The sequence below is a fragment of the Pseudomonas sp. JUb52 genome (assembly GCF_004341115.1).
Classification (GTDB): domain Bacteria; phylum Pseudomonadota; class Gammaproteobacteria; order Pseudomonadales; family Pseudomonadaceae; genus Chryseomonas; species Chryseomonas oryzihabitans.
The window spans coordinates 141,017-162,748 of the sequence record NZ_SLYS01000004.1; the positions used below are offsets into that span (position 1 = coordinate 141,017).

The 21,732-nt window shown below is 61.8% G+C and carries 18 protein-coding genes and 4 tRNA genes; 3 read left to right on the forward strand and 19 right to left on the reverse strand.

The features are described 5' to 3' along the window. Positions 1 to 17 precede the first annotated feature (17 nt). The 18 genes from rpsG to EC839_RS08695 form a co-directional block, all read right to left on the reverse strand. Positions 18 to 491: a 30S ribosomal protein S7 gene (gene rpsG / locus EC839_RS08610; RefSeq protein ID WP_007163088.1), complete on the reverse strand. Its 474-nt coding sequence runs from the start codon at positions 489 to 491 to the stop codon at positions 18 to 20. A gap of 86 nt (positions 492 to 577) precedes the next feature. Beyond that, positions 578 to 949 (reverse strand): 30S ribosomal protein S12, encoded by a 372-nt coding sequence (rpsL, locus tag EC839_RS08615; protein ID WP_007163089.1) that lies wholly within the window; start codon positions 947 to 949, stop codon positions 578 to 580. A gap of 165 nt (positions 950 to 1,114) precedes the next feature. After that, positions 1,115 to 5,314, reverse strand: a complete 4,200-nt coding sequence (gene rpoC, locus EC839_RS08620; RefSeq protein ID WP_007163090.1) for a DNA-directed RNA polymerase subunit beta' — start codon at positions 5,312 to 5,314, stop codon at positions 1,115 to 1,117. Between the two features lie 62 nt (positions 5,315 to 5,376). After that, the gene (gene rpoB, locus EC839_RS08625; RefSeq protein ID WP_007163091.1) at positions 5,377 to 9,450 is read right to left on the reverse strand and encodes a DNA-directed RNA polymerase subunit beta; all 4,074 of its coding nucleotides are present in this window, start codon (positions 9,448 to 9,450) and stop codon (positions 5,377 to 5,379) included. 224 nt (positions 9,451 to 9,674) lie between these two features. Beyond that, entirely contained in the window at positions 9,675 to 10,043 is a 369-nt protein-coding gene (gene rplL / locus EC839_RS08630) for a 50S ribosomal protein L7/L12 (protein ID WP_007163092.1), read from the reverse strand. Between the two features lie 79 nt (positions 10,044 to 10,122). After that, positions 10,123 to 10,623 carry a 50S ribosomal protein L10 gene (rplJ, locus tag EC839_RS08635; protein WP_007163093.1) on the reverse strand — a complete coding sequence of 167 codons (501 nt, stop codon included), beginning with the start codon at positions 10,621 to 10,623 and terminating at the stop codon, positions 10,123 to 10,125. A 208-nt stretch (positions 10,624 to 10,831) separates the two neighbouring features. After that, complete coding sequence (gene rplA, locus EC839_RS08640; RefSeq protein ID WP_007163094.1) at positions 10,832 to 11,527, reverse strand: 50S ribosomal protein L1; 696 nt, start codon at positions 11,525 to 11,527, stop codon at positions 10,832 to 10,834. Further along, positions 11,527 to 11,958, reverse strand: a complete 432-nt coding sequence (rplK, locus tag EC839_RS08645; RefSeq protein WP_007163095.1) for a 50S ribosomal protein L11 — start codon at positions 11,956 to 11,958, stop codon at positions 11,527 to 11,529. Before rplK ends, rplA begins: the two co-directional genes overlap by 1 nt. Positions 11,959 to 12,070: 112 nt before the next feature. Beyond that, positions 12,071 to 12,604 carry a transcription termination/antitermination protein NusG gene (gene nusG / locus EC839_RS08650; RefSeq protein ID WP_007163096.1) on the reverse strand — a complete coding sequence of 178 codons (534 nt, stop codon included), beginning with the start codon at positions 12,602 to 12,604 and terminating at the stop codon, positions 12,071 to 12,073. Between the two features lie 11 nt (positions 12,605 to 12,615). Then, positions 12,616 to 12,984 (reverse strand): preprotein translocase subunit SecE, encoded by a 369-nt coding sequence (gene secE, locus EC839_RS08655; RefSeq protein WP_007163097.1) that lies wholly within the window; start codon positions 12,982 to 12,984, stop codon positions 12,616 to 12,618. Positions 12,985 to 13,019: 35 nt separating this feature from the next. Further along, positions 13,020 to 13,095, reverse strand: a tRNA-Trp gene (locus EC839_RS08660). 54 nt (positions 13,096 to 13,149) lie between these two features. Further along, entirely contained in the window at positions 13,150 to 14,343 is a 1,194-nt protein-coding gene (tuf, locus tag EC839_RS08665) for an elongation factor Tu (protein WP_027603089.1), read from the reverse strand. An 84-nt stretch (positions 14,344 to 14,427) separates the two neighbouring features. Beyond that, positions 14,428 to 14,503, reverse strand: a tRNA-Thr gene (locus EC839_RS08670). Between the two features lie 20 nt (positions 14,504 to 14,523). Further along, a tRNA-Gly gene (locus EC839_RS08675) sits at positions 14,524 to 14,597 on the reverse strand. A 23-nt stretch (positions 14,598 to 14,620) separates the two neighbouring features. Continuing rightward, positions 14,621 to 14,705: transfer RNA gene (locus EC839_RS08680), tRNA-Tyr, on the reverse strand. Between the two features lie 220 nt (positions 14,706 to 14,925). Next, the gene (locus EC839_RS08685; RefSeq protein ID WP_132832508.1) at positions 14,926 to 16,467 is read right to left on the reverse strand and encodes a phosphoenolpyruvate carboxykinase; all 1,542 of its coding nucleotides are present in this window, start codon (positions 16,465 to 16,467) and stop codon (positions 14,926 to 14,928) included. Between the two features lie 104 nt (positions 16,468 to 16,571). Continuing rightward, entirely contained in the window at positions 16,572 to 17,465 is an 894-nt protein-coding gene (gene hslO, locus EC839_RS08690) for an Hsp33 family molecular chaperone HslO (RefSeq protein ID WP_007161253.1), read from the reverse strand. A 107-nt stretch (positions 17,466 to 17,572) separates the two neighbouring features. Continuing rightward, complete coding sequence (locus EC839_RS08695; protein WP_007161254.1) at positions 17,573 to 17,956, reverse strand: RNA-binding S4 domain-containing protein; 384 nt, start codon at positions 17,954 to 17,956, stop codon at positions 17,573 to 17,575. 118 nt (positions 17,957 to 18,074) lie between these two features. Between EC839_RS08695 and EC839_RS08700 the strand changes: the two genes are divergently transcribed. The 3 genes from EC839_RS08700 to rimK are packed head-to-tail and all read left to right on the forward strand — an operon-like array spanning position 18,075 to position 20,245. Continuing rightward, positions 18,075 to 18,851 carry an EAL domain-containing protein gene (locus EC839_RS08700; protein WP_132832509.1) on the forward strand — a complete coding sequence of 259 codons (777 nt, stop codon included), beginning with the start codon at positions 18,075 to 18,077 and terminating at the stop codon, positions 18,849 to 18,851. A 15-nt stretch (positions 18,852 to 18,866) separates the two neighbouring features. Next, a complete protein-coding gene (locus EC839_RS08705; RefSeq protein ID WP_007161256.1) occupies positions 18,867 to 19,343 on the forward strand; it encodes an ATP-dependent zinc protease in 477 nt (158 codons plus the stop codon). After that, on the forward strand, positions 19,340 to 20,245 hold the full coding sequence (gene rimK / locus EC839_RS08710; RefSeq protein WP_007161257.1) for a 30S ribosomal protein S6--L-glutamate ligase: 906 nt from the start codon (positions 19,340 to 19,342) through the stop codon (positions 20,243 to 20,245). The genes EC839_RS08705 and rimK overlap by 4 nt, the downstream gene beginning before the upstream one ends. A gap of 120 nt (positions 20,246 to 20,365) precedes the next feature. Here rimK and EC839_RS08715 read toward each other — a convergent pair whose 3' ends face one another. Beyond that, entirely contained in the window at positions 20,366 to 21,685 is a 1,320-nt protein-coding gene (locus EC839_RS08715; protein ID WP_132832510.1) for an ATP-binding protein, read from the reverse strand. Positions 21,686 to 21,732: the final 47 nt, after the last annotated feature.

A 21,732-nucleotide genomic window follows, 5' to 3' on the forward strand; every position in this document is an offset into this window, starting at 1 on the left:
GATTGGAAGCGCTAGGCTTAGAAGCGGTAGTGCGAGAAGGCCTTGTTGGCTTCTGCCATGCGATGCACGTCTTCGCGCTTCTTGACTGCGGCACCCTTGCCTTCAAAAGCGTCCATGAGTTCACCCGCCAGGCGCAGAGCCATGGACTTCTCACCACGCTTGCGCGCGGAGTCCACCAGCCAGCGCATGGCCAGGGCATTACGACGGGAAGGACGAACCTCAACCGGCACCTGGTAGGTAGCACCGCCGACACGGCGGGACTTCACTTCGACCAGCGGAGCGATGGCGTCGAGCGCTTTCTCGAAAACTTCCAGGGGCTCGGCATTCTTGGAACGCTCTTTGACCTTGTCCAGAGCACCATAAACGATACGCTCGGCAACGGCTTTCTTGCCGCTCTCCATCACGTGGTTCATGAACTTGGCCAGGATCTGGCTTCCGTATTTCGGATCGTCAAGTATTTCGCGCTTGGCCGCTACACGACGTCTTGGCATTGATAAGCCCTCAAAACGGTCTTCAGGTTAGCTCGGGACTCGTTGCCCGACCTTACTCTTATCGACTCGAACAAAAAGAAAGGTGATTACTTCGGACGCTTGGTGCCGTACTTGGAACGGCCCTGCTTGCGGTCCTTGACGCCGGTGGTGTCCAGCGAGCCACGCACGGTGTGGTAACGCACACCCGGCAGATCCTTGACCCGGCCACCGCGGATCAGCACGACGCTGTGTTCCTGCAGGTTGTGACCTTCACCGCCGATGTAGGAGGTGACCTCGAAGCCATTGGTCAGGCGCACACGGCAGACCTTCCGCAGTGCGGAGTTGGGCTTCTTGGGAGTGGTGGTGTACACGCGGGTGCACACGCCACGACGTTGCGGGCAGTTTTGCAGCGCAGGCACGTCGGATTTCTCGACGATACGCTTGCGTGCACTACGCACCAGCTGGTTGATAGTTGCCATCTATAGCTCCACTGATTGTCTTGCGACATAAACGAAATAGCAGAACGCTAGTCCTGCCCATTTTCGGGGAACGAAAGTCTAAAGAGCTTGCGCACCCCAGTCAAGACAAAGCCCCCGGACGCCTGGGGCGCCGGGGGCTTTGTCAAGCGAGACCTGCTACCGAACTCAGCTGGCGCTGGAGTTCAGCGCTTCGGTCAGGGCGGCTTCGGCCTCGCTGGCGCTGACGCGCTGCGGCTTGCCGAGTTCGCGCTGACGCTTGCGCTCGCTGTGGTAGGCCAGACCTGTACCGGCCGGGATCAGACGACCCACCACCACGTTTTCCTTCAGGCCGCGCAGGAAGTCACGCTTGCCGGTTACGGCGGCTTCGGTCAGGACACGGGTGGTCTCCTGGAAGGAAGCGGCCGAGATGAAGGACTCGGTGGACAGCGAAGCCTTGGTGATACCCAGCAGCACGCGCTCGTACTTGGCGACGAAGCGATCATTGCCAACCAGCTGCTCGTTCTCTTCCAGGACGTGGGTCAGTTCGACCTGGTCGCCCTTGATGAAGCTCGAATCGCCGGTGTCGCTCACCTCAACCTTGCGCAGCATCTGGCGCAGGATGGTCTCGATGTGCTTGTCGTTGATCTTCACGCCCTGCAGGCGGTACACGTCCTGGATCTCGTTGACGATGTACTTGGCCAGCGCACTGACACCCAGCAGACGCAGGATATCGTGCGGGTTGCTCGGACCGTCGGAGATGACTTCGCCGCGGCTTACCTGTTCGCCCTCGAAGACGTTCAGGTGGCGCCACTTCGGAATCAGCTCCTCATAGGGATCGGTGCCATCGGTCGGAGTGATGACCAGACGACGCTTGCCCTTGGTTTCCTTGCCGAAGGAGATGGTACCGCTGATCTCCGCCAGGATGGCCGGCTCCTTGGGACGACGCGCCTCGAAGAGGTCGGCCACGCGGGGCAGACCACCGGTGATGTCGCGGGTCTTGGAGGTTTCCTGGGGGATACGGGCGATAACGTCACCCACATGCACCTTGGCACCGTCGCTCAGGTTGACCAGCGCGTTCGGCGGCAGGAAGTACTGGGCCGGTACGTCGGTACCCGGCAGCAGCAGGTCCTTGCCGTTGGCGTCGATCAGCTTGACCGCCGGACGGATGTCTTTGCCGGAAGTCGGGCGATCCTTGGCGTCGAGCACCTCGATGTTGGTCAGACCGGTCAATTCGTCGGTCTGGCGCTTGATGGTGATGCCCTCCTCCATACCGACGAAGGCCACGGTACCATCCATCTCGGTAACGATCGGGTGGGTGTGCGGGTCCCACTTGGCGACGATGGCGCCAGCGTCGACCTTGTCACCTTCCTTGACCGAAATCACCGCACCATAGGGCAGCTTGTAGCGCTCGCGCTCACGACCGAATTCGTCGGCAATGGCAAGTTCGCCGGAACGCGAGACGGCCACCAGGGCGCCGTCGGCACGCTCTACGTGCTTCAGGTTATGCAGACGGATGGCACCGCCGTTCTTGACCTGGACGCTGTCGGCCGCGGAGGTCCGGCTGGCCGCACCACCGATGTGGAAGGTACGCATGGTCAGCTGGGTACCCGGCTCACCGATGGACTGGGCGGCGATGACGCCGACCGCTTCACCGATGTTGACCTGGTGACCACGGGCCAGATCGCGACCGTAGCACTTGGCGCAGATGCCATGACGGGTTTCGCAGGTGATAGGCGAACGCACCACGACTTCGTCGACGCTGTTGAGCTCGAGGAACTCGACCCAGCGCTCGTCGACCAGGGTGCCGGCCGGCACGATGATCTCTTCGGTACCCGGCTTGGGCACGTCGCGGGCGATGACCCGACCCAGCACGCGCTCACCCAGGGGCTCGACCACGTCGCCGCCTTCGATGTGCGGAGTCATGATCAGGCCACGCTCGGTACCGCAGTCGACCTCGGTCACCACCAGGTCCTGCGCCACGTCGACGAGACGACGGGTCAGGTAACCGGAGTTCGCGGTCTTCAGGGCGGTATCCGCCAGACCCTTACGGGCACCGTGGGTGGAGATGAAGTACTGGAGTACGTTCAGGCCTTCACGGAAGTTGGCGGTAATGGGCGTCTCGATGATGGAGCCGTCCGGCTTGGCCATCAGGCCACGCATGCCGGCGAGCTGACGAATCTGGGCCGCGGAACCCCGGGCGCCGGAATCGGCCATCATGTACATGGAGTTGAAGGACTCCTGATCGACTTCCTTGCCCTCGCGGTCGATGACCTTCTCTTTCGAGAGGTTGGTCATCATCGCCTTGGACACTTCGTCGTTGGCCTTCGACCAGAGGTCGATCACCTTGTTGTACTTCTCGCCCTGGGTCACCAGGCCGGAGGCGTACTGGCTCTCGATTTCCTTCACCTCGGCGGTGGCGGCATCAATGATGCGGGCCTTCTCGTCCGGGATGACGAAGTCGTTGACGCCGATGGAGACGCCGGACAGGGTCGAATAGGCAAAACCGGTGTACATCAGCTGGTCGGCGAAGATGACGGTGTCCTTCAGACCCACCACGCGGTAGCAGTGGTTGATCAGCTTGGAGATGGCCTTCTTCTTCATCGACTGGTTGACCACGTCGTACGGCAGACCGGCGGGCACGACCTGGAACAGCAGCGCACGACCGACGGTGGTGTCGACGATGCGGGTGTTCTTGGTCAGGCTGCCGTCCTTGTGACGGATGGTCTCGTTGATGCGCACCTTGACCTTGGCGTGCAGCGCGGCTTCGCCGGCACGGAAGACGCGATCGACTTCCTGCAGGTCGGCGAACACGCGGCCTTCGCCCTTGGCGTTGATGGCTTCACGGGTCATGTAGTACAGACCCAGAACCACGTCCTGCGACGGCACGATGATCGGCTCGCCGTTGGCGGGCGACAGGATGTTGTTGGTCGACATCATCAGGGCGCGCGCTTCCAGCTGGGCTTCCAGCGTCAGCGGCACGTGCACGGCCATCTGGTCACCGTCGAAGTCGGCGTTGTACGCGGCGCAGACCAGCGGGTGCAGCTGGATCGCCTTGCCTTCGATGAGGACCGGCTCGAACGCCTGGATGCCAAGACGGTGCAGGGTCGGGGCGCGGTTCAGCAGCACGGGGTGTTCGCGGATGACTTCGGCGAGAACGTCCCAGACCTCGGGCAGTTCGCGCTCGACCATCTTCTTGGCGGCCTTGATGGTGGTCGCCATGCCGCGGGCTTCCAGCTTGCCGAAGATGAACGGCTTGAACAGCTCCAGGGCCATCTTCTTGGGCAGGCCGCACTGGTGCAGACGCAGGGTCGGGCCCACGGTGATCACGGAACGACCGGAATAGTCGACGCGCTTGCCCAGCAGGTTCTGACGGAAACGACCCTGCTTGCCCTTGATCATGTCGGCCAGGGACTTCAGCGGGCGCTTGTTGGAACCGGTGATGGCACGACCGCGACGGCCGTTGTCCAGCAGGGCGTCAACGGCTTCCTGCAGCATGCGCTTCTCGTTGCGCACGATGATATCGGGCGCGGCGAGGTCCAGCAGCCGCTTGAGGCGGTTGTTCCGGTTGATGACGCGACGATAGAGATCGTTCAGGTCGGAGGTCGCGAAGCGGCCGCCATCCAGCGGTACCAGCGGACGCAGGTCCGGCGGCAGCACGGGCAGCACGGTCATGACCATCCACTCCGGCTTGTTGCCGGAGCCCTGGAAGGCTTCCATCAGCTTCAGACGCTTGGACAGCTTCTTGATCTTGGTCTCGGAGTTGGTCTGCGGAATCTCTTCGCGCAGGCGGCCGATCTCGTGCTCCAGATCAATGGCGCCGAGCAGCTGGAACACGGCTTCCGCACCCATGCGGGCATCGAAGTCGTCGCCGAACTCTTCCAGTGCCTCGAAGTACTGCTCGTCGTTGAGCAGCTGGTACTTCTCGAGGGTGGTCATGCCCGGGTCGATCACCACGTAGCTCTCGAAATAGAGCACGCGCTCGATGTCACGCAGGGTCATGTCCAGCAGCAGGCCGATACGGGACGGCAGCGACTTCAGGAACCAGATGTGGGCAACGGGCGAAGCCAGCTCGATGTGGCCCATGCGCTCGCGACGCACCTTGGCCAGGGCGACTTCCACGCCGCACTTCTCGCAGATCACGCCGCGATGCTTGAGGCGCTTGTACTTTCCGCACAGGCACTCGTAGTCCTTGACCGGGCCAAAGATCTTGGCGCAGAACAGACCATCGCGCTCGGGCTTGAAGGTACGGTAGTTGATGGTCTCCGGCTTCTTCACTTCACCGAACGACCAGGAACGAATCATCTCGGGCGAGGCCAGACCGATACGGATGGCATCGAACTCTTCGAGTTGACCCTGGTTTTTCAACAGATTGAGCAAGTCTTTCAAGGCCTTTCCTCCTCACGGACCGGAGGTAACCGCCGCGCGGCCACCTCCTCTAGGGTCTCGTGTTATTCGGTTTCCAGTTCGATATCGATGCCGAGCGAGCGGATTTCCTTGATCAGTACGTTGAAGGACTCGGGCATGCCGGCCTCCATGCGGTGATCCCCGTCCACGATGTTCTTGTACATCTTGGTCCGGCCGTTCACATCGTCCGACTTCACCGTCAGCATTTCCTGCAGGGTGTAAGCCGCGCCATAGGCCTCCAGTGCCCAGACCTCCATCTCCCCGAAACGCTGACCACCGAACTGCGCCTTACCACCCAGCGGCTGCTGGGTAACCAGGCTGTAGGAGCCGGTGGAACGGGCGTGCATCTTGTCGTCCACCAGGTGGTTCAGCTTGAGCATGTACATGTAGCCAACGGTGGTGGTGCGCTCGAAGGCGTTGCCGGTGCGACCGTCATACAGACGCATCTGGCCGCTCTCGGGCAGATCGGCCAGCTTCAGCATAGCCTTGATCTCGCGCTCCTTGGCACCGTCGAACACCGGCGTGGCCATGGGAACACCACCGCGCAGGTTCTTCGCCAGGTCGAGGATTTCCTGATCGCTCAGGTCGTCCAGCTTCTCCTGACGGCCACCGATCTCGTTGTAGATCTCGTGCAGGAAGCCACGCAGTTCGGCGACCTTGCGCTGCTCTTCGATCATTACGTTGATCTTCTCGCCCAGGCCCTTGGCCGCGAGGCCCAGGTGGGTTTCGAGGATCTGACCGACGTTCATCCGCGAAGGTACGCCCAGCGGGTTCAGCACGATGTCCACCGGCGTGCCGTTGGCGTCGTAGGGCATGTCTTCGACCGGCATGATCACCGAGACCACACCCTTGTTACCGTGGCGACCGGCCATCTTGTCGCCCGGCTGGATGCGGCGCTTGATAGCGAGGTAGACCTTGACGATCTTCAGTACGCCCGGCGCCAGGTCATCGCCCTGCTGCAGCTTGCGCTTCTTGTCTTCGAACTTGTCGTCCAGCAGCTGGCGACGGTCGGACAGGTAGGCCTGGGCCTTTTCCAGCTGCTCGTTGTGAGCATCTTCCGCCATGCGCAGCTTGAACCACTGACCGCGCTCGAGGCCATTCAGGTACTCGTCGGTGATGACGGCACCCTTCTTGACCGCCGGGCCGCCTTCGGCGACCTGACCGACCAGGGCCTGACGCAGACGCTCGAAGGTCGCGCCTTCGACGATGCGGAACTCTTCGTTCAGATCCTTGCGGATCTCGTCGAGCTGGGACTTCTCGATGGCCAGGGCGCGGGAGTCGCGCTCGACACCGTCACGGGTGAAGACCTGGACGTCGATGACGGTACCCTTGGTGCCGGTGGGCACACGCAGGGAGGTGTCCTTAACATCGCTGGCCTTCTCGCCGAAGATGGCGCGCAGCAGCTTCTCTTCCGGGGTCAGCTGGGTTTCGCCCTTGGGCGTGACCTTGCCGACCAGGATGTCACCGGCACCGACTTCGGCACCGACGTAGACGATACCGGCCTCGTCCAGCTTGTTCAGCGCAGCCTCACCCACGTTCGGGATGTCGGAGGTGATCTCCTCCGGGCCGAGCTTGGTGTCACGGGCCACACAGGTCAGTTCCTGGATGTGGATGGTGGTGAAGCGGTCTTCCTGGACCACGCGCTCCGACAGACAGATGGAGTCTTCGAAGTTAAAGCCGTTCCAGGGCATGAAGGCCACGCGCATGTTCTGACCCAGTGCCAGCTCACCCATATCGGTCGAGGGGCCATCGGCCAGGATGTCGAACTTGGCCACCTGATCACCCTTGCTCACCAGCGGACGCTGGTTGATGCAGGTGTTCTGGTTGGAACGGGTGTACTTGGTCAGGTTGTAGATGTCGACGCCGGCTTCACCGGTCTCGACTTCGTCATCGTTGACCCGCACCACGATACGGCTGGCATCGACGGAGTCGATCACGCCACCGCGACGGGCCACGACGCAGACGCCGGAGTCACGGGCGACGTTGCGCTCCATGCCGGTACCCACCAGCGGCTTGTCCGAACGCAGGGTCGGTACGGCCTGACGCTGCATGTTCGAACCCATCAACGCGCGGTTGGCGTCGTCGTGCTCGAGGAACGGAATCAGCGAGGCGGCGACGGAGACGACCTGCTTAGGCGAAACGTCCATCAGGGTGACGTCTTCGGGCGCCTTGACGGTGAATTCGTTCAGGTGACGCACGGCGACCAGCTCGTCGATCAGCCGATTGTTCTCGTCCAGCCCGGCGGAGGCCTGGGCGATCACGTGGTTGGCTTCTTCGATGGCCGACAGGAAGACGATCTCGTCGGTGGCCACGCCGTCCTTGACCATGCGGTACGGGCTTTCGAGGAAGCCGTACTGGTTGGTGCGGGCATAGGCAGCCAGGGAGTTGATCAGACCGATGTTCGGACCTTCCGGCGTTTCGATCGGGCAGACCCGGCCGTAGTGCGTCGGGTGTACGTCACGTACTTCGAAGCCGGCGCGCTCACGGGTCAGACCGCCCGGGCCGAGTGCGGAGACACGGCGCTTGTGGGTGATCTCCGACAGCGGATTGTTCTGGTCCATGAACTGGGACAGCTGGCTGGAACCGAAGAATTCCTTGATCGCGGCGGCCACCGGCTTGGCGTTGATCAGGTCCTGCGGCATCAGGCCTTCGCTTTCGGCCATGGACAGGCGCTCCTTGACGGCACGCTCTACCCGCACCAGGCCCACGCGGAACTGGTTCTCGGCCATTTCGCCGACGCAACGGACGCGACGGTTGCCCAGGTGGTCGATGTCGTCGACGATGCCCTTGCCGTTACGGATGTCGACCAGGGTCTTGAGCACGTCGACGATGTCTTCGCGGCTCAGGACGCCCGAGCCTTCGATGGCGTCGCGACCGATACGGCGGTTGAACTTCATGCGGCCGACGGCGGACAGGTCGTAACGCTCGGCGCTGAAGAACAGGTTGTTGAACAGGGTCTCGGCAGCTTCCTTGGTCGGCGGCTCGCCAGGACGCATCATCCGATAGATCTCGACCAGGGCTTCCAACTGGTTGCCGGTGGAATCGATCTTCAGGGTATCGGAGATGAACGGGCCACAGTCGATATCGTTGGTGTACAGCGTCTCGAGCCGCACGACATTGGCCTTGGCCATCTTGGCCAGCATGTCCAGGGTCAGCTCGGTGTTGCACTCGGCGATGATCTCGCCGGTGGCCGGGTGCACGATGGCCTTGGCGGTGGTACGGCCAATGACGTAATCGAAGGGCACTTCCAGCTCGGTGATGCCGGACTTCTCCAGCTGGTTGATATGGCGAGCGGTCACGCGACGGCCCTGCTCCACGATCACCTTGCCGGTGTTGTCCTTGATGTCGAAGCTGGCGATATCGCCACGCAGGCGCTGGGGCACCAGTTCCAGATTCAGGGTCTCGCCCTTGATGTGGAAGACGTTAGTGTCATAGAAGGCGTCCAGCACTTCTTCGGTGCTGTAGCCGAGCGCGCGCAGCAGTACCGAGGCCGGCAGTTTGCGGCGACGGTCGATACGTACGAAGACGGCGTCCTTGGGGTCGAACTCGAAGTCCAGCCAGGAGCCGCGGTAGGGAATGATGCGTGCCGAGTACAGCAGCTTGCCCGAGCTGTGGGTCTTGCCGCGGTCGTGATCGAAGAACACGCCCGGGCTGCGGTGCAGCTGGGACACGATGACACGCTCGGTACCGTTGATGATGAAGGTACCGTTCTCGGTCATCAGGGGGATTTCCCCCATGTAGACTTCCTGCTCCTTGATATCCTTGATCGCCTTGTTCGACGACTCGCGGTCGAAAATGATCAGGCGAACCTTGACCCGCAGCGGGACGGCGAAGGTCACGCCGCGCAGGACGCATTCCTTCACATCGAAAGCCGGCTCGCCCAGGCGATAGCCGACGTATTCCAGGGCCGCATTGCCGGAATAGCTGATAATCGGGAAAACGGACTTGAAGGCCGCATGCAGGCCGATATCGCGGAACTGGTCTTTGCCTGCGCCCGCCTGCAGGAATTCGCGGTACGAATCCAGTTGGATAGCCAGCAAATAGGGCACGTCCATGACGTGCGGCAACTTGCTAAAGTCCTTGCGGATACGTTTTTTCTCAGTGTATGAGTAAGCCATCAGCGTTCCCCAGCTTGGTCACCAGCTTGTTTGGCCTCTCCGACGGGAGCAGCCGGAAAATCGTGCAAACCCTTGGTTTGCCGCACCCCGAGAGCGAGGTGGATACAGCACGTTTTGCCAGGCGGATATGCTCGCCCTGCACAAAACGGCAAAAGGCCGGTGGCGTTCGCCACCAGCCATCAGCCGAACGTGAGACGTTGCGGCTGTAGACGCAAGAACCGAACTTACTTGAGCTCGACCTTGGCGCCTGCTTCTTCCAGAGACTTCTTGGCAGCCTCGGCTTCCTCTTTGGAAACGCCTTCCTTGACCACGCCCGGGGCGCCGTCAACGACAGCCTTGGCTTCTTTCAGGCCCAGACCGGTCAGTTCACGAACGACCTTGATGACGTTCACTTTCTTGTCGCCGGCTTCGGTCAACATGATGGTGAACTCGGTCTGCTCTTCGACAGCGGCAGCGGCAGCAGCCGGGCCAGCAGCGACGGCGGCAGCGGCGGTCACGCCGAACTTCTCTTCCATCGCCTTGATCAGTTCCACCACTTGCATGACGGACATTTCGGATACGGCGTTGATGATGTCTTCGTTGGTCAGAGCCATGACTCTATATTCCTATAACAGGGTGCGGCTTCAGGCCGCAAATAATAAGAAAGACTTGCCGGAAACGCAGCACGCCTGATCAGGCGGCGGCAGCTTCCTTTTGGTCGCGAATGGCGGCGAGGGTACGAGCCAGCTTGCTGGTAGCGCCCTGGATGACGCTCATCAGCTGGGACACAGCTTCGTCGTAGGTCGGCAGCGATGCCAGTACGTCGATCTGGTTAGCCGGAATGAGCTTGCCTTCGAACGCGGCGGCCTTGATCTCGAACTTGTCCTGACCCTTGGCGAAATCCTTGAAGATACGGGCGGCAGCGCCCGGATGCTCTTGGGAAAACGCGATCAGGGTCGGGCCCTTGAAGGTGTCGTTGAGGACGTCGAAAGACGTACCTTCAACGGCACGACGCAGCAGGGTGTTACGTACGACACGCACATAGACACCGGCCGCGCGGGCCTCTTTACGGAGTCCGGTCATGGCACCCACAGTCACGCCACGGGCATCGGCCACGACAGCGGACAGGGCACCTTGGGCAGCCTCGTTGACTTCAGCGACGATAGCCTTCTTGTCTTCGAGTTTGATTGCCACGGGTTTAACTCCTGGATGTTACCGTTTCGCCCGATGGACTGGGCGGCGTTTTGGTGTCTGACTCGGTAACCGAATCGGGAGCACCATCTGCGTAGGCTAGGGTTTCCCCGGTTTAAGACCTGCGTCCCCTACGGTCTTGGACAGCCCCCGCCAGGCAGGGACCCCAATCTTGGCGCCATGCCCGAGGGCATGGCGACTTGCAACTTGCTTAGGCTTCCAGGGAAGCCTGGTCGATCTGCAGACCCGGGCCCATGGTGGAGCTCAGGGTGATGCGCTTGACGTAGATGCCCTTGGAGGTCGAGGGCTTCAGGCGCTTCAGGTCGGCCAGCAGAGCTTCAACGTTCTGCTTCAGCTTCACGGGCTCGAAATCGATCTTGCCAACGGAAGCGTGGATGATGCCGTTCTTGTCGGTACGGAAGCGCACCTGACCAGCCTTGGCATTCTTGACGGCGGTAGCGACGTCCGGGGTCACGGTGCCAACCTTGGGGTTGGGCATCAGACCGCGCGGGCCGAGCAGCTGACCCAGCTGGCCAACAACGCGCATGGCGTCCGGCGAGGCGATGACGACGTCGTAGTTCAGGTCGCCGGCCTTCATTTCGGCAGCCAGTTCGTCCATACCGACTTTCTCGGCACCAGCTGCCAGTGCAGCTTCGGCATTGGCACCCTGGGTGAACACGGCAACGCGAACCGACTTGCCAGTGCCGTTGGGCAGCACGGTGGCGCCACGGACGACCTGGTCGGATTTACGCGGATCCACGCCCAGGTTCACGGAGACGTCGATAGACTCCTTGAACTTGATGGTGGACAGCTCGGCCAGCAGGGCTGCAGCTTCTTCGAAGCCGTACTGCTTGCCAGCCTGGATTTTTTCGGCGATAGCCTTTTGACGCTTAGTGAGCTTGGCCATTACACGCCCTCCACATTCAGACCCATGCTACGAGCGGAACCGGCGATGGTACGCACGGCGGCGTCCATATCGGCGGCGGTGAGATCAGCATTCTTGGTCTTGGCGATCTCTTCCAGCTGGGCGCGGGTGACGGTACCGACCTTCTGGCTGTTGGGACGAGCGGAACCGCTCTGAATACCAGCAGCCTTCTTGAGCAGCACGGAAGCCGGGGTGCTCTTGATTTCGAAGGTGAAGCTGCGGTCGCTGTACACGGTGATGATCACCGGGGTGGGCAGACCGGGCTCCATGCCCTGGGTGCGGGCGTTGAACGCCTTGCAGAATTCCATGATGTTGACGCCGTGCTGACCCAGCGCCGGACCGACCGGCGGGCTCGGGTTGGCTTGAGCGGCCTTAACCTGCAGCTTGATGTAAGCCTGAATCTTCTTAGCCATGTGCTACTCCAATGATGGGTTCAGCGCCCCGCGGGGCTCCCCAATTACTTGCTATATCCCAGTGACGACAAAACCCCGCAGCCTGGGCTACGGGGTGAGGGATGCGGACAACCTAGACCTTTTCGACCTGGCTGAACTCGAGCTCCACAGGGGTCGACCGACCAAAGATCAGCACCGCCACATGGATGCGACTCTTTTCGTAATTCACTTCTTCGACGACGCCGTTGAAGTCGGCGAACGGACCATCTACCACCCGAACCGTTTCGCCAGCCTCAAACAGGGTCTTCGGCTTGGGCTTGTCGCTGCTGTCGGAGACACGACGCAGGATGGCGTCCGCTTCACGATCAGTGATGGGTGCCGGCTTGTCGGCGGTACCGCCGATGAAGCCCATGACCCGAGGGGTATCCTTGACCAGGTGCCAGGTCCCTTCGTTCATTTCCATCTGCACCAGGACGTAGCCCGGGAAAAACTTGCGCTCGCTCTTGCGCTTCTGGCCATTGCGCATTTCCACCACTTCTTCGGTGGGCACGAGAATGTCGCCGAACTGGTCTTCCATTTCGTGCAGCTTGACGCGCTCGATCAACGAACGCATGACATGCTTCTCGTAACCCGAGTAGGCATGCACGACGTACCAACGCTTAGCCACGGCGAACCCTTTCAACCAACAATCGTGGAAACCAGCCAACCGAGCAGGGAGTCGAGCCCCCACAACAACAAAGCCATCACGAGCACCACGGCAACCACGATCAGCGTGGTCTGAGTGGTCTCTTGCCGGGTAGGCCAGACAACCTTGCGAATCTCGGTACGGGCGTCTTTCAGCAAGCCAAAGAAGGCCTGCCCCTTGGCGGTCTGCAGGGCAACAAAGGCAGCAATGGCTGCCAGCACCAACAGACCTACCACTCGATACAGGATGGACTGAGCAGCGAAGTAGTGGTTGGCAATAACACCGACCGCTACCAGAACGACAACCACCAGCCACTTCAGCGCATCGAAGCGCGACTCTTTGGCTTCCGCCTTGATGCTCATTGCATGAATCCTGTAAGGAGTGCCAGATGGGAATCTGGCAGGCCAGGAGGGAATCGAACCCCCAACCTGCGGTTTTGGAGACCGCCGCTCTGCCAATTGAGCTACTGGCCTGTAACTTGAATCAGGCCGACCATTATGCCGGCCTGACAGTCCAAGATCAATCGATTACTCGATGATCTTGGCAACCACGCCGGCGCCGACGGTACGACCGCCTTCACGGATGGCGAAGCGCAGACCGTCTTCCATCGCGATCGGAGCGATCAGGGTGACAACCATCTTGATGTTGTCGCCCGGCATCACCATCTCGACACCTTCCGGCAGCTCGCAGTTACCGGTCACGTCGGTGGTGCGGAAGTAGAACTGCGGACGGTAGCCCTTGAAGAACGGGGTGTGACGACCACCTTCTTCCTTGGACAGCACGTACACTTCGCACTCGAACTTGGTGTGCGGCTTGATGGTGTTCGGCTTGGCCAGAACCTGGCCACGCTCCACGTCCTCACGCTTGGTGCCACGCAGCAGCACGCCGACGTTCTCGCCAGCACGGCCTTCGTCCAGCAGCTTGCGGAACATTTCAACGCCGGTGCAGGTGGTCTTGACGGTGGCCTTGATGCCCACGATCTCGACTTCTTCCTGGACCTTGACGATGCCACGCTCGACACGACCGGTTACCACGGTGCCGCGACCGGAGATCGAGAACACGTCTTCGATCGGCATCAGGAACGGCTTGTCGATGGCGCGCTCGGGCTCGGGGATGTAGGAGTCCAGGGTCTCGACCAGCTTGCGCACGGCGGAAACGCCCATCTCGTTGTCGTCCTGGCCATTCAGGGCCATCAGCGCGGAGCCGATGACGATCGGAGTGTCGTCGCCCGGGAAGTCGTAGGTGTTCAGCAGATCGCGAACTTCCATTTCGACCAGTTCCAGCAGCTCGGCGTCGTCAACCATGTCGGCCTTGTTCAGGAACACGACGATGTAGGGAACGCCTACCTGACGGGACAGCAGGATGTGCTCGCGAGTCTGCGGCATGGGGCCGTCAGCAGCCGAGCAAACCAGGATCGCGCCGTCCATCTGGGCAGCACCGGTGATCATGTTCTTCACGTAGTCGGCGTGGCCGGGGCAGTCGACGTGCGCGTAGTGACGGATCGCCGAGTCGTACTCAACGTGGGAGGTGTTGATGGTGATACCGCGAGCCTTTTCTTCCGGCGCGTTGTCGATCTGGTCGAAACCACGAGCGGAACCGCCCCAGGTGTCGGCACAGACTTTGGTCAGCGCTGCGGTCAGAGTGGTCTTGCCATGGTCAACGTGACCGATGGTGCCCACGTTCAGGTGCGGCTTATTACGTTCAAACTTTTCTTTAGCCATCGACACTCTCTCCCTTCACGAATTGAGCAAAGCAATGCCGCCATTAAAACAAAGGCAGATATTTTCATATCTGCCTTTTTAAGATGGAGCTCATGAGCGGATTTGAACCGCTGACCTCACCCTTACCAAGGGTGTGCTCTACCAACTGAGCTACATGAGCAAAACATTTGCCAGTCAAACTGGAGCGGGTAGCGGGAATCGAACCCGCATCATCAGCTTGGAAGGCTGAGGTTCTACCACTGAACTATACCCGCAGAGCCTAAACGCTCTAGCAATCTGGTGGAGGGGGAAGGATTCGAACCTTCGAAGTCTGCGACGTCAGATTTACAGTCTGATCCCTTTGGCCACTCGGGAACCCCTCCAAAGTGAGGCGGCATTTTCTTCATCTGCCCTCCTCTTGTCAAGGATCTTTTTAAAATCTCCTTAACAATCAGTGCTTTCGCCTCGCTCGCTAGCGTTATCAGCGAAAGCGGGCGCAGTTTATGCAACCACGGCCTAGTGCGCAACCCCAAAACGCAAAAAAAGCTTAAAAAACAAAGGCCGCCCTAGCGGCGGCCTTTGTTTGCAGACGGCAACCCCCGATTAAAGCTGGGGACCGGCCGCCACGATGCCTTCGGAGACGCCGGAGAACTTCTTGAAATTCTCGACGAACTTGCCGGCCAGCTCCCGAGCAGCGGCGTCATAGGCGGCGCCATCCTGCCAGGTGTCGCGCGGATTGAGCAGGACGCTGTCCACGCCTGGCACGGCAACCGGGACGTCGAGATTGATGACCGGCACATGGCGAGTCTCGGCACCGATGAGGGCGCCGCTCTGGATAGCCGCGATAACCGCGCGGGTGGTGGGGATGTTGAAGCGCTCGCCCACGCCGTAGCCACCACCGGTCCAGCCGGTGTTGACCAGGTACACCTTGGAGCCGAAGCCCTGGATGCGCTTGATCAGCAGATCGGCGTACTCGGCCGCCGGGCGCGGGAAGAAGGGCGCACCGAAGCAGGTGGAGAAGGTCGACTTGATGCCGGGACCGGAACCCATCTCGGTCGAGCCGACCAGGGCGGTGTAGCCGGACAGGAAGTGATAGGCCGCCTGCTCATTATTAAGGATGGAAACCGGGGGCAGCACACCGGTGAGGTCGCAGGTCAGGAAGATGACCGCATTGGGCTCGCCGCCCAGGTTGTGCTCGGCGCGCTTGTCGATCAGCTCGCGCGGATAGGCCGCCCGGCTGTTCTGGGTCAGGCTGTCGTCGGCATAGTTGGGCTGACGGGTCTGGGGATCCAGGACCACGTTCTCCAGCACGGCGCCGAACTGGATGGCCTTCCAGATCACCGGCTCGTTCTTCTCGGACAGGTCGATGCACTTGGCGTAGCAGCCGCCTTCCATGTTGAAGACGGTGCCCACGCCCCAGCCGTGCTCGTCGTCACCGATGAGGTAGCGGCTCTGGTCGGCGGACAGGGTGGTCTTGCCGGTGCCGGAGAGGCCGAAAAACAGGGTGACATCCCCCTCCTCGCCCACGTTGGCGGCGCAGTGCATCGGCAGCACATCCTTTTCCGGCAGCAGGAAGTTCTGCACCGAGAACATGGCCTTCTTCATTTCACCGGCGTAGCGCATGCCGGCGATCAGCACTTTGCGGGCCGCGAAATTGATAATGACAGTGCCGTCGGAATTGGTGCCGTCACGCTCGGGCTCGCAGACGAACTCGGGCGCGTTGAGGATCTCCCAGGCCGGCTTGGACTGGGGATTGTATTCGGCCGGATTGATGAACAGGCAGCGGCCGAACAGGTTGTGCCAGGCGGTCTGGGTGCGCATGACGACGGGCAGGTAGTGCTCGACATCGGCGCCTACATGGACGTGGGAGACGAATTGATCACGCTCATCCAGGTAGGCGCTGACGCGTTCCCACAGCGGGGCGAACTTCTCCTCCGGGAAAGGCCGGTTGATCGGCCCCCAGTGGATGGCGTCGCGCGTGGAGGCTTCCTCGACGATAAAGCGATCTACCGGCGAACGCCCCGTGCGATGCCCCGTCTTGACGACCAGCGAGCCATTGGCGGCCAGCTCTCCTTCGCCACGTCGCAGGGACTCTTCCACTAACTGCGCGACGCTGATATCGGTATACACGTTGGCTTTCGTCATTTCGTTCCCCATGGCCCTGGGCCGTTCCTCATGCTTGTAGCTCTTACAAGGCAGAACTACACGTTGCGGGATTATGCCAGAAAGCCTTCGGGCTTTTGCAACGGCTAGTGCCGGGTATTTCCTGGGGTTTGCGTGCCGCCGCCCGCAAAAATCTGCGCGATATCGGCGGCGTCGAAGACCTGCTGCTCATTGCAAAACTGACAATCGACCCGAATTTGTCCGTCCTGTTCATCGAGCAGACTCTCGACGTCCGGCTGCCCCATACTGATCAGGGCATTGGCCGCCCGATCGCGGGAACAGCTGCAGCTGAAGGCCACCGGTTGCTCGTCGAACAGACGTACCGTCTCCTCGTGGAACAGGCGATGCAGGATCACCTCGTTGTCGAGACCCAGCAGTTCTTCGGCGGTGAGGGTATCGGCCAGGGTGACGACGTGCTCCCAGCTGTCCTGGCGGGCCTGGGCATCCTTGATACGCGATGGCGGCAGCTGCTGGAGCAGCAGGCCACGGGCGCGACGACCATCGGCGTTCAGCCAGAAACGGGTGGGCAACTGTTCCGAGGTAGCGAAGTAGCCGGACAGGCATTCGGCCAGGTTCGCACCCTCCAGTGGGACGATGCCCTGGTAACGCTGACCGTGACGGGGGTCGATGGTCAGGGCCAAGACGCCATCGGGCATGAGTTCGCCCAAGGAGGCGGACGCGGTGATCTCGCTTTCTTCATAGCGGGCAATGCCGCGCACCTCGCGCTCGCTGGAGCACTCGACCATGAGCAGCGGAATGGGACCACTGGAACGCGCCTGCAGCACGAGGAGCCCTTCGAACTTGAGGGTTCCGCAGAGCAGCGCGGCCGCCGCCAGCATCTCGCCCAGCAGTTGGGCGACGGGCTCCGGATAGGCATGCTTGGCAAGAACCTCGACATAGCTGCGATCCAGGGTGGCCAGTTCGCCGCGGACATCGGTTTCGTCGAACAGGAAGCGCTGGGTGAAATCGTGGGAAGTCATGAACTACCTATATAAGGAGGAAGGCCGCTAAGCCTGACGCTGGCGGCGCACGCCAGAACCGCCGAGCGGACCTGGCCATTGAGAGGATCCGGCGTGTCGTGACGGGATCAGTCGTCGAACGGGTGGACGTACTCGCGGAACTGATGAATCTGGCGCCGCTGCTTCTTGGTGGGACGGCCGTCGGTCTGCAAGCCGAGATTGCCGGCCTTGCGCGCCGCAGCAGCCTGTTCGCGCGCCTTGAGGCTTTCCGGCGTTTCGGTATAGAGCTGCTGGGCCTCGGGCGCACCGCGGCGGTTCTGCGACAGAGCGACGATCACCACGGTCTTTTCGTCATAGCCCTGACGGATGGTGAGGACATCACCGACACGCGGCTCCTTGCTGGGCTTGCAGCGTTCGCCACGGCACTGGACCTTGCCGCCTTCAAGGGCCGCCTTGGCCAGCGCGCGGGTCTTGAAAAAACGTGCCGCCCATAGCCATTTATCAAGGCGCATCCGTTCTTCAGTGTGATCTACTGCATACATCGAATAAAAGGTCCCCTATTGGGTCTTAGACTCTTCTCAAGAACTCTAAACCATCGGACCGACGCTGCAAGCGCGCCTCTGGAGAGCCATGACCACATTCTTCCCTTCCGACCTGACCGGTCAGACCCGCTGCGCGGGGTGCCAGCAGTCGGAACCCCTGAGCTTCGATTTCGACTTTGCCTATCAGCCCATCGTGGATCTGGGCAAGGGCGCGGTCTTCGCCCGGGAAGCGCTGGTGCGCGGACCAGGCGGCGAAGGCGCGCTGTCGGTACTCAACCAGGTGACCGACAGCAACCGCTATAGATTCGACCAGCTCTGCCGCACCAAGGCCATCGCCACGGCGGCGGCCCTGGGCATGCAGGAGAGTCTGTCGATCAACTTCCTGCCCAATGCCGTCTATCGTCCGGAATTGTGCATCCGCAGCACCCTGGCCGCCGCGCGCGAGCATGGCTTTCCCCTGGAGCGTCTGATCTTCGAAACGGTGGAAACCGAGCACGTAGCCAGCAACCACCTGACGCACATCCTGCGCGAGTATCAGCAATTCGGCTTCAAGACCGCCATCGACGACTTCGGCGCCGGTCATTCCGGCCTGACGCTGCTGGCCGAATTCCAGCCGGACCTGGTCAAGCTCGACATGGCGCTCATCCGCGACATCGATCGCGACCAGGTGCGGCGGACCATCGTGCGCAACCTGATCGTCATGTGCCGCGAACTGGGCACCCAGGTGATTGCCGAAGGCGTGGAGACCGTTGCCGAACGCGATTGCCTGCGGGACCTCGGGATTGAGCTGATGCAGGGCTATCTGTTCGCCAAACCAGCCTTCAAGCAGCTCGTCGATCCGCAACATTTAGGCGGAGGCCACTGATTTCAAGGAGCAGCGATGAGCAATTCCGCCGAACCGGTCATTATCGGCCTGAGTGAGTGGGTGGCCCTGCCCGATCTGGGCGTGGTCGGCCTGAGAGCCAAGATCGATACCGGCGCCAGTACCTCGGCGCTGCATGCGACGGAAGTTCAGCCGTTCATGCGCGGCAAGGAACGCTGGGTGAGATTCACCGTGCACCTGGGCACTCTGGTCCAGTCCCGGCACCGCCACTGCGAAGCGCCGCTGGTGGCGAAAAAGACGATCCGCAGCTCCAACGGCATCGCCCAGACCCGTTACGTCATCCGCACCCTGCTGGCCTTAGGCGAGTGCCAGTGGCCGGTAGAATTCACCCTGGCCTGTCGCAAGAGCATGCGCTATCGCATGCTGCTCGGCTCCAAGGCGCTGATTGATGGTGGCCTGCTGGTGAATCCGGCCGTCTCCTATGCGCAAGCCAAACCCCAGTTGTCCCTCACTCCGGCTTCCGGTGCCCAATGAAAATCGCCGTTCTCTCGCGTAATCCCAATCTGTATTCCACGCGGCGCCTGGTCGAGGCCGGCGTCAGCCGTGGCCATGAGATGGTCGTGGTCGACACCCTGCGCGCGTACATGAACATCGCCAGCCACAAGCCGCAGATCCACTACCGCGGCAAACCCCTGGAAGGTTTCGATGCGGTGATCCCGCGCATCGGGGCCTCGGTGACCTTCTATGGCTGCGCCGTGCTGCGCCAGTTCGAGATGCAGGGCGTCTTTCCACTCAACGAAAGCGTAGCCATCAGCCGCTCCCGCGACAAGCTGCGCTCACTGCAGCTGCTCTCGCGCAAGGGTATCGGCCTGCCGGTGACCGGCTTCGCCCACTCGCCGGACGACGTGCCGGACCTGATCCAGATGGTCAATGGCGCACCGCTGGTGATCAAGGTACTGGAAGGCACCCAGGGCATCGGCGTGGTGCTGTGCGAGACCGAGAAGGCGGCCGAGTCGGTGATCGAAGCCTTCATGGGGCTCAAGCAGAACATCATGGTGCAGGAATACATCCGCGAAGCGGGCGGCGCGGACATTCGCTGCTTCGTGGTCGGCGACAAGGTGATCGCCGCGATGAAGCGCCAGGCGGCGCCGGGTGAGTTCCGCTCGAATCTGCATCGTGGCGGCACCGCCAGCCTGATCAAGATCACCCCCGAAGAGCGCATGACCGCACTGCGTGCGGCCAAGGCCATGGGCCTGAGCGTGGCCGGGGTGGATATCCTGAGATCCAACCACGGGCCGCTGGTGATGGAAGTCAACTCCTCGCCTGGCCTGGAAGGCATCGAGCAGACCACCGGCAAGGACGTGGCCGGGATCATCATTGAGTACCTGGAAAAGAACGCCGAGCCTGGACTGACGCGGACCAAGGGCAAGGGGTAGAGGAATTTGGGCGCGGGGTGTCGGGCTTAGCTAACGCTCAGCCCAACCTACCCACTGATCGCGGCCATGGCGGTCCGCCGATGCGGCCGCTCCTACAGGGTGCAGAAGCAGCATCCGGCGTCAGCTGGCGCTACGAGGTAGCAGCAGGCCCAGCGGCAGGAGTACCCGAGCTTCGACGCCACCACCTTCGCGATTGCGCAGTTCGGCGCTGCCGCCGTGCTGGGCGGCGATGCGCTTGACGATCGCCAGGCCAAGCCCGGAGCCGCTGACGGTGCGGGCACGGTTGCCGCGGGTGAAGGGATTGAAGATGTCCTGCAGGTCCTTGGGATCGATGCCGGGACCGCGATCCCTGACACTCAGGGCGACATAGGGCGCGGTGGCAGAACCGGCTACCTGCCCGACCACCTCGATGGTCCCACCACCGCCGTGGCGCAAGGCGTTTTCCACCAGATTGGTCAGCAGTCGCTTGAAGGAGATGCGCCGCACCGGCAAGGGCGGCAGGACGTCCAGCATCAGGCGCACCCGCTCCTCCTCCTGATTGTAGGGTGCCACCACCTGACGGGCCAGTTCGTTGATGTTGGTGAGCTCCTGAGGCTCGTCACGACCATCGCGGACGAAGGCGAGGAACTGATCGAGGATGGCGTTCATGTCCTCGATGTCGCGGATCATGTCTTCGGCCTCTTCACGCTCGGCGGGCGGCATCAGCTCCACGGCCAGGCGCAGGCGGGTCAAGGGCGTGCGCAGGTCATGGGAGACCCCGGCCAACATGAGTTCGCGCTCACGACCGGCCTGCTCCACGTCTTCGGCCATCTGGTTGAAGGCATGGTAGACGTCCTGAATCTCGCTGGGCGCATCGGTTTCCGGCAGGCGTACGCTACGGCCCTTGCCCAGTTCGCGCGCCGCATGCACCAAGCGGCGCAGGGGCTGGTTGAGTTGCCGGACGAAGACCCAGGCGGCGCCGGTAGACAGCAGTCCGATGGCGAAAAACCAGCCAAGTACGCTCCAGATGTGCTGGCCGCGCAGGGGATGGGCCATGAGCGGGATCTTGATCCAGTTCGGTCCCAGACTTGGCGCCAGGACCCACATGGCCGGGCCATGCTGGACCCGTACCCGCACCTCGGTCTCCTCGCCCAGCTCCTGCTTCATCTGGCGCTCGAAGATCTCGCTATAGGGCCAGTGGTATTCGCCAGCCGGCACGGTCTCGGGTGACTCGTAGCGCAGACCGGCGGCCTGGGCGATGCGCGGTCGCTCGGCTTCCGGGGTGGCCCAGTAGGCGCGCAACGTCAAGGCCGCACCATGGCTGTACTGCCGATCGACCAGTACGTCTTCGTTGAGCAGCAGATAGACCAGGGTCAGCGCCTTGGAAAACAGCACCGCGAGCAGGACCATCCACAGCGAACGGGCGAAGAAACTCTGGGGAAACCAGCTGGGCGCCTTCATTGGTCAGGATTTCCGCGCGAAACGGCGCGAAAGCCATCACAACCTCC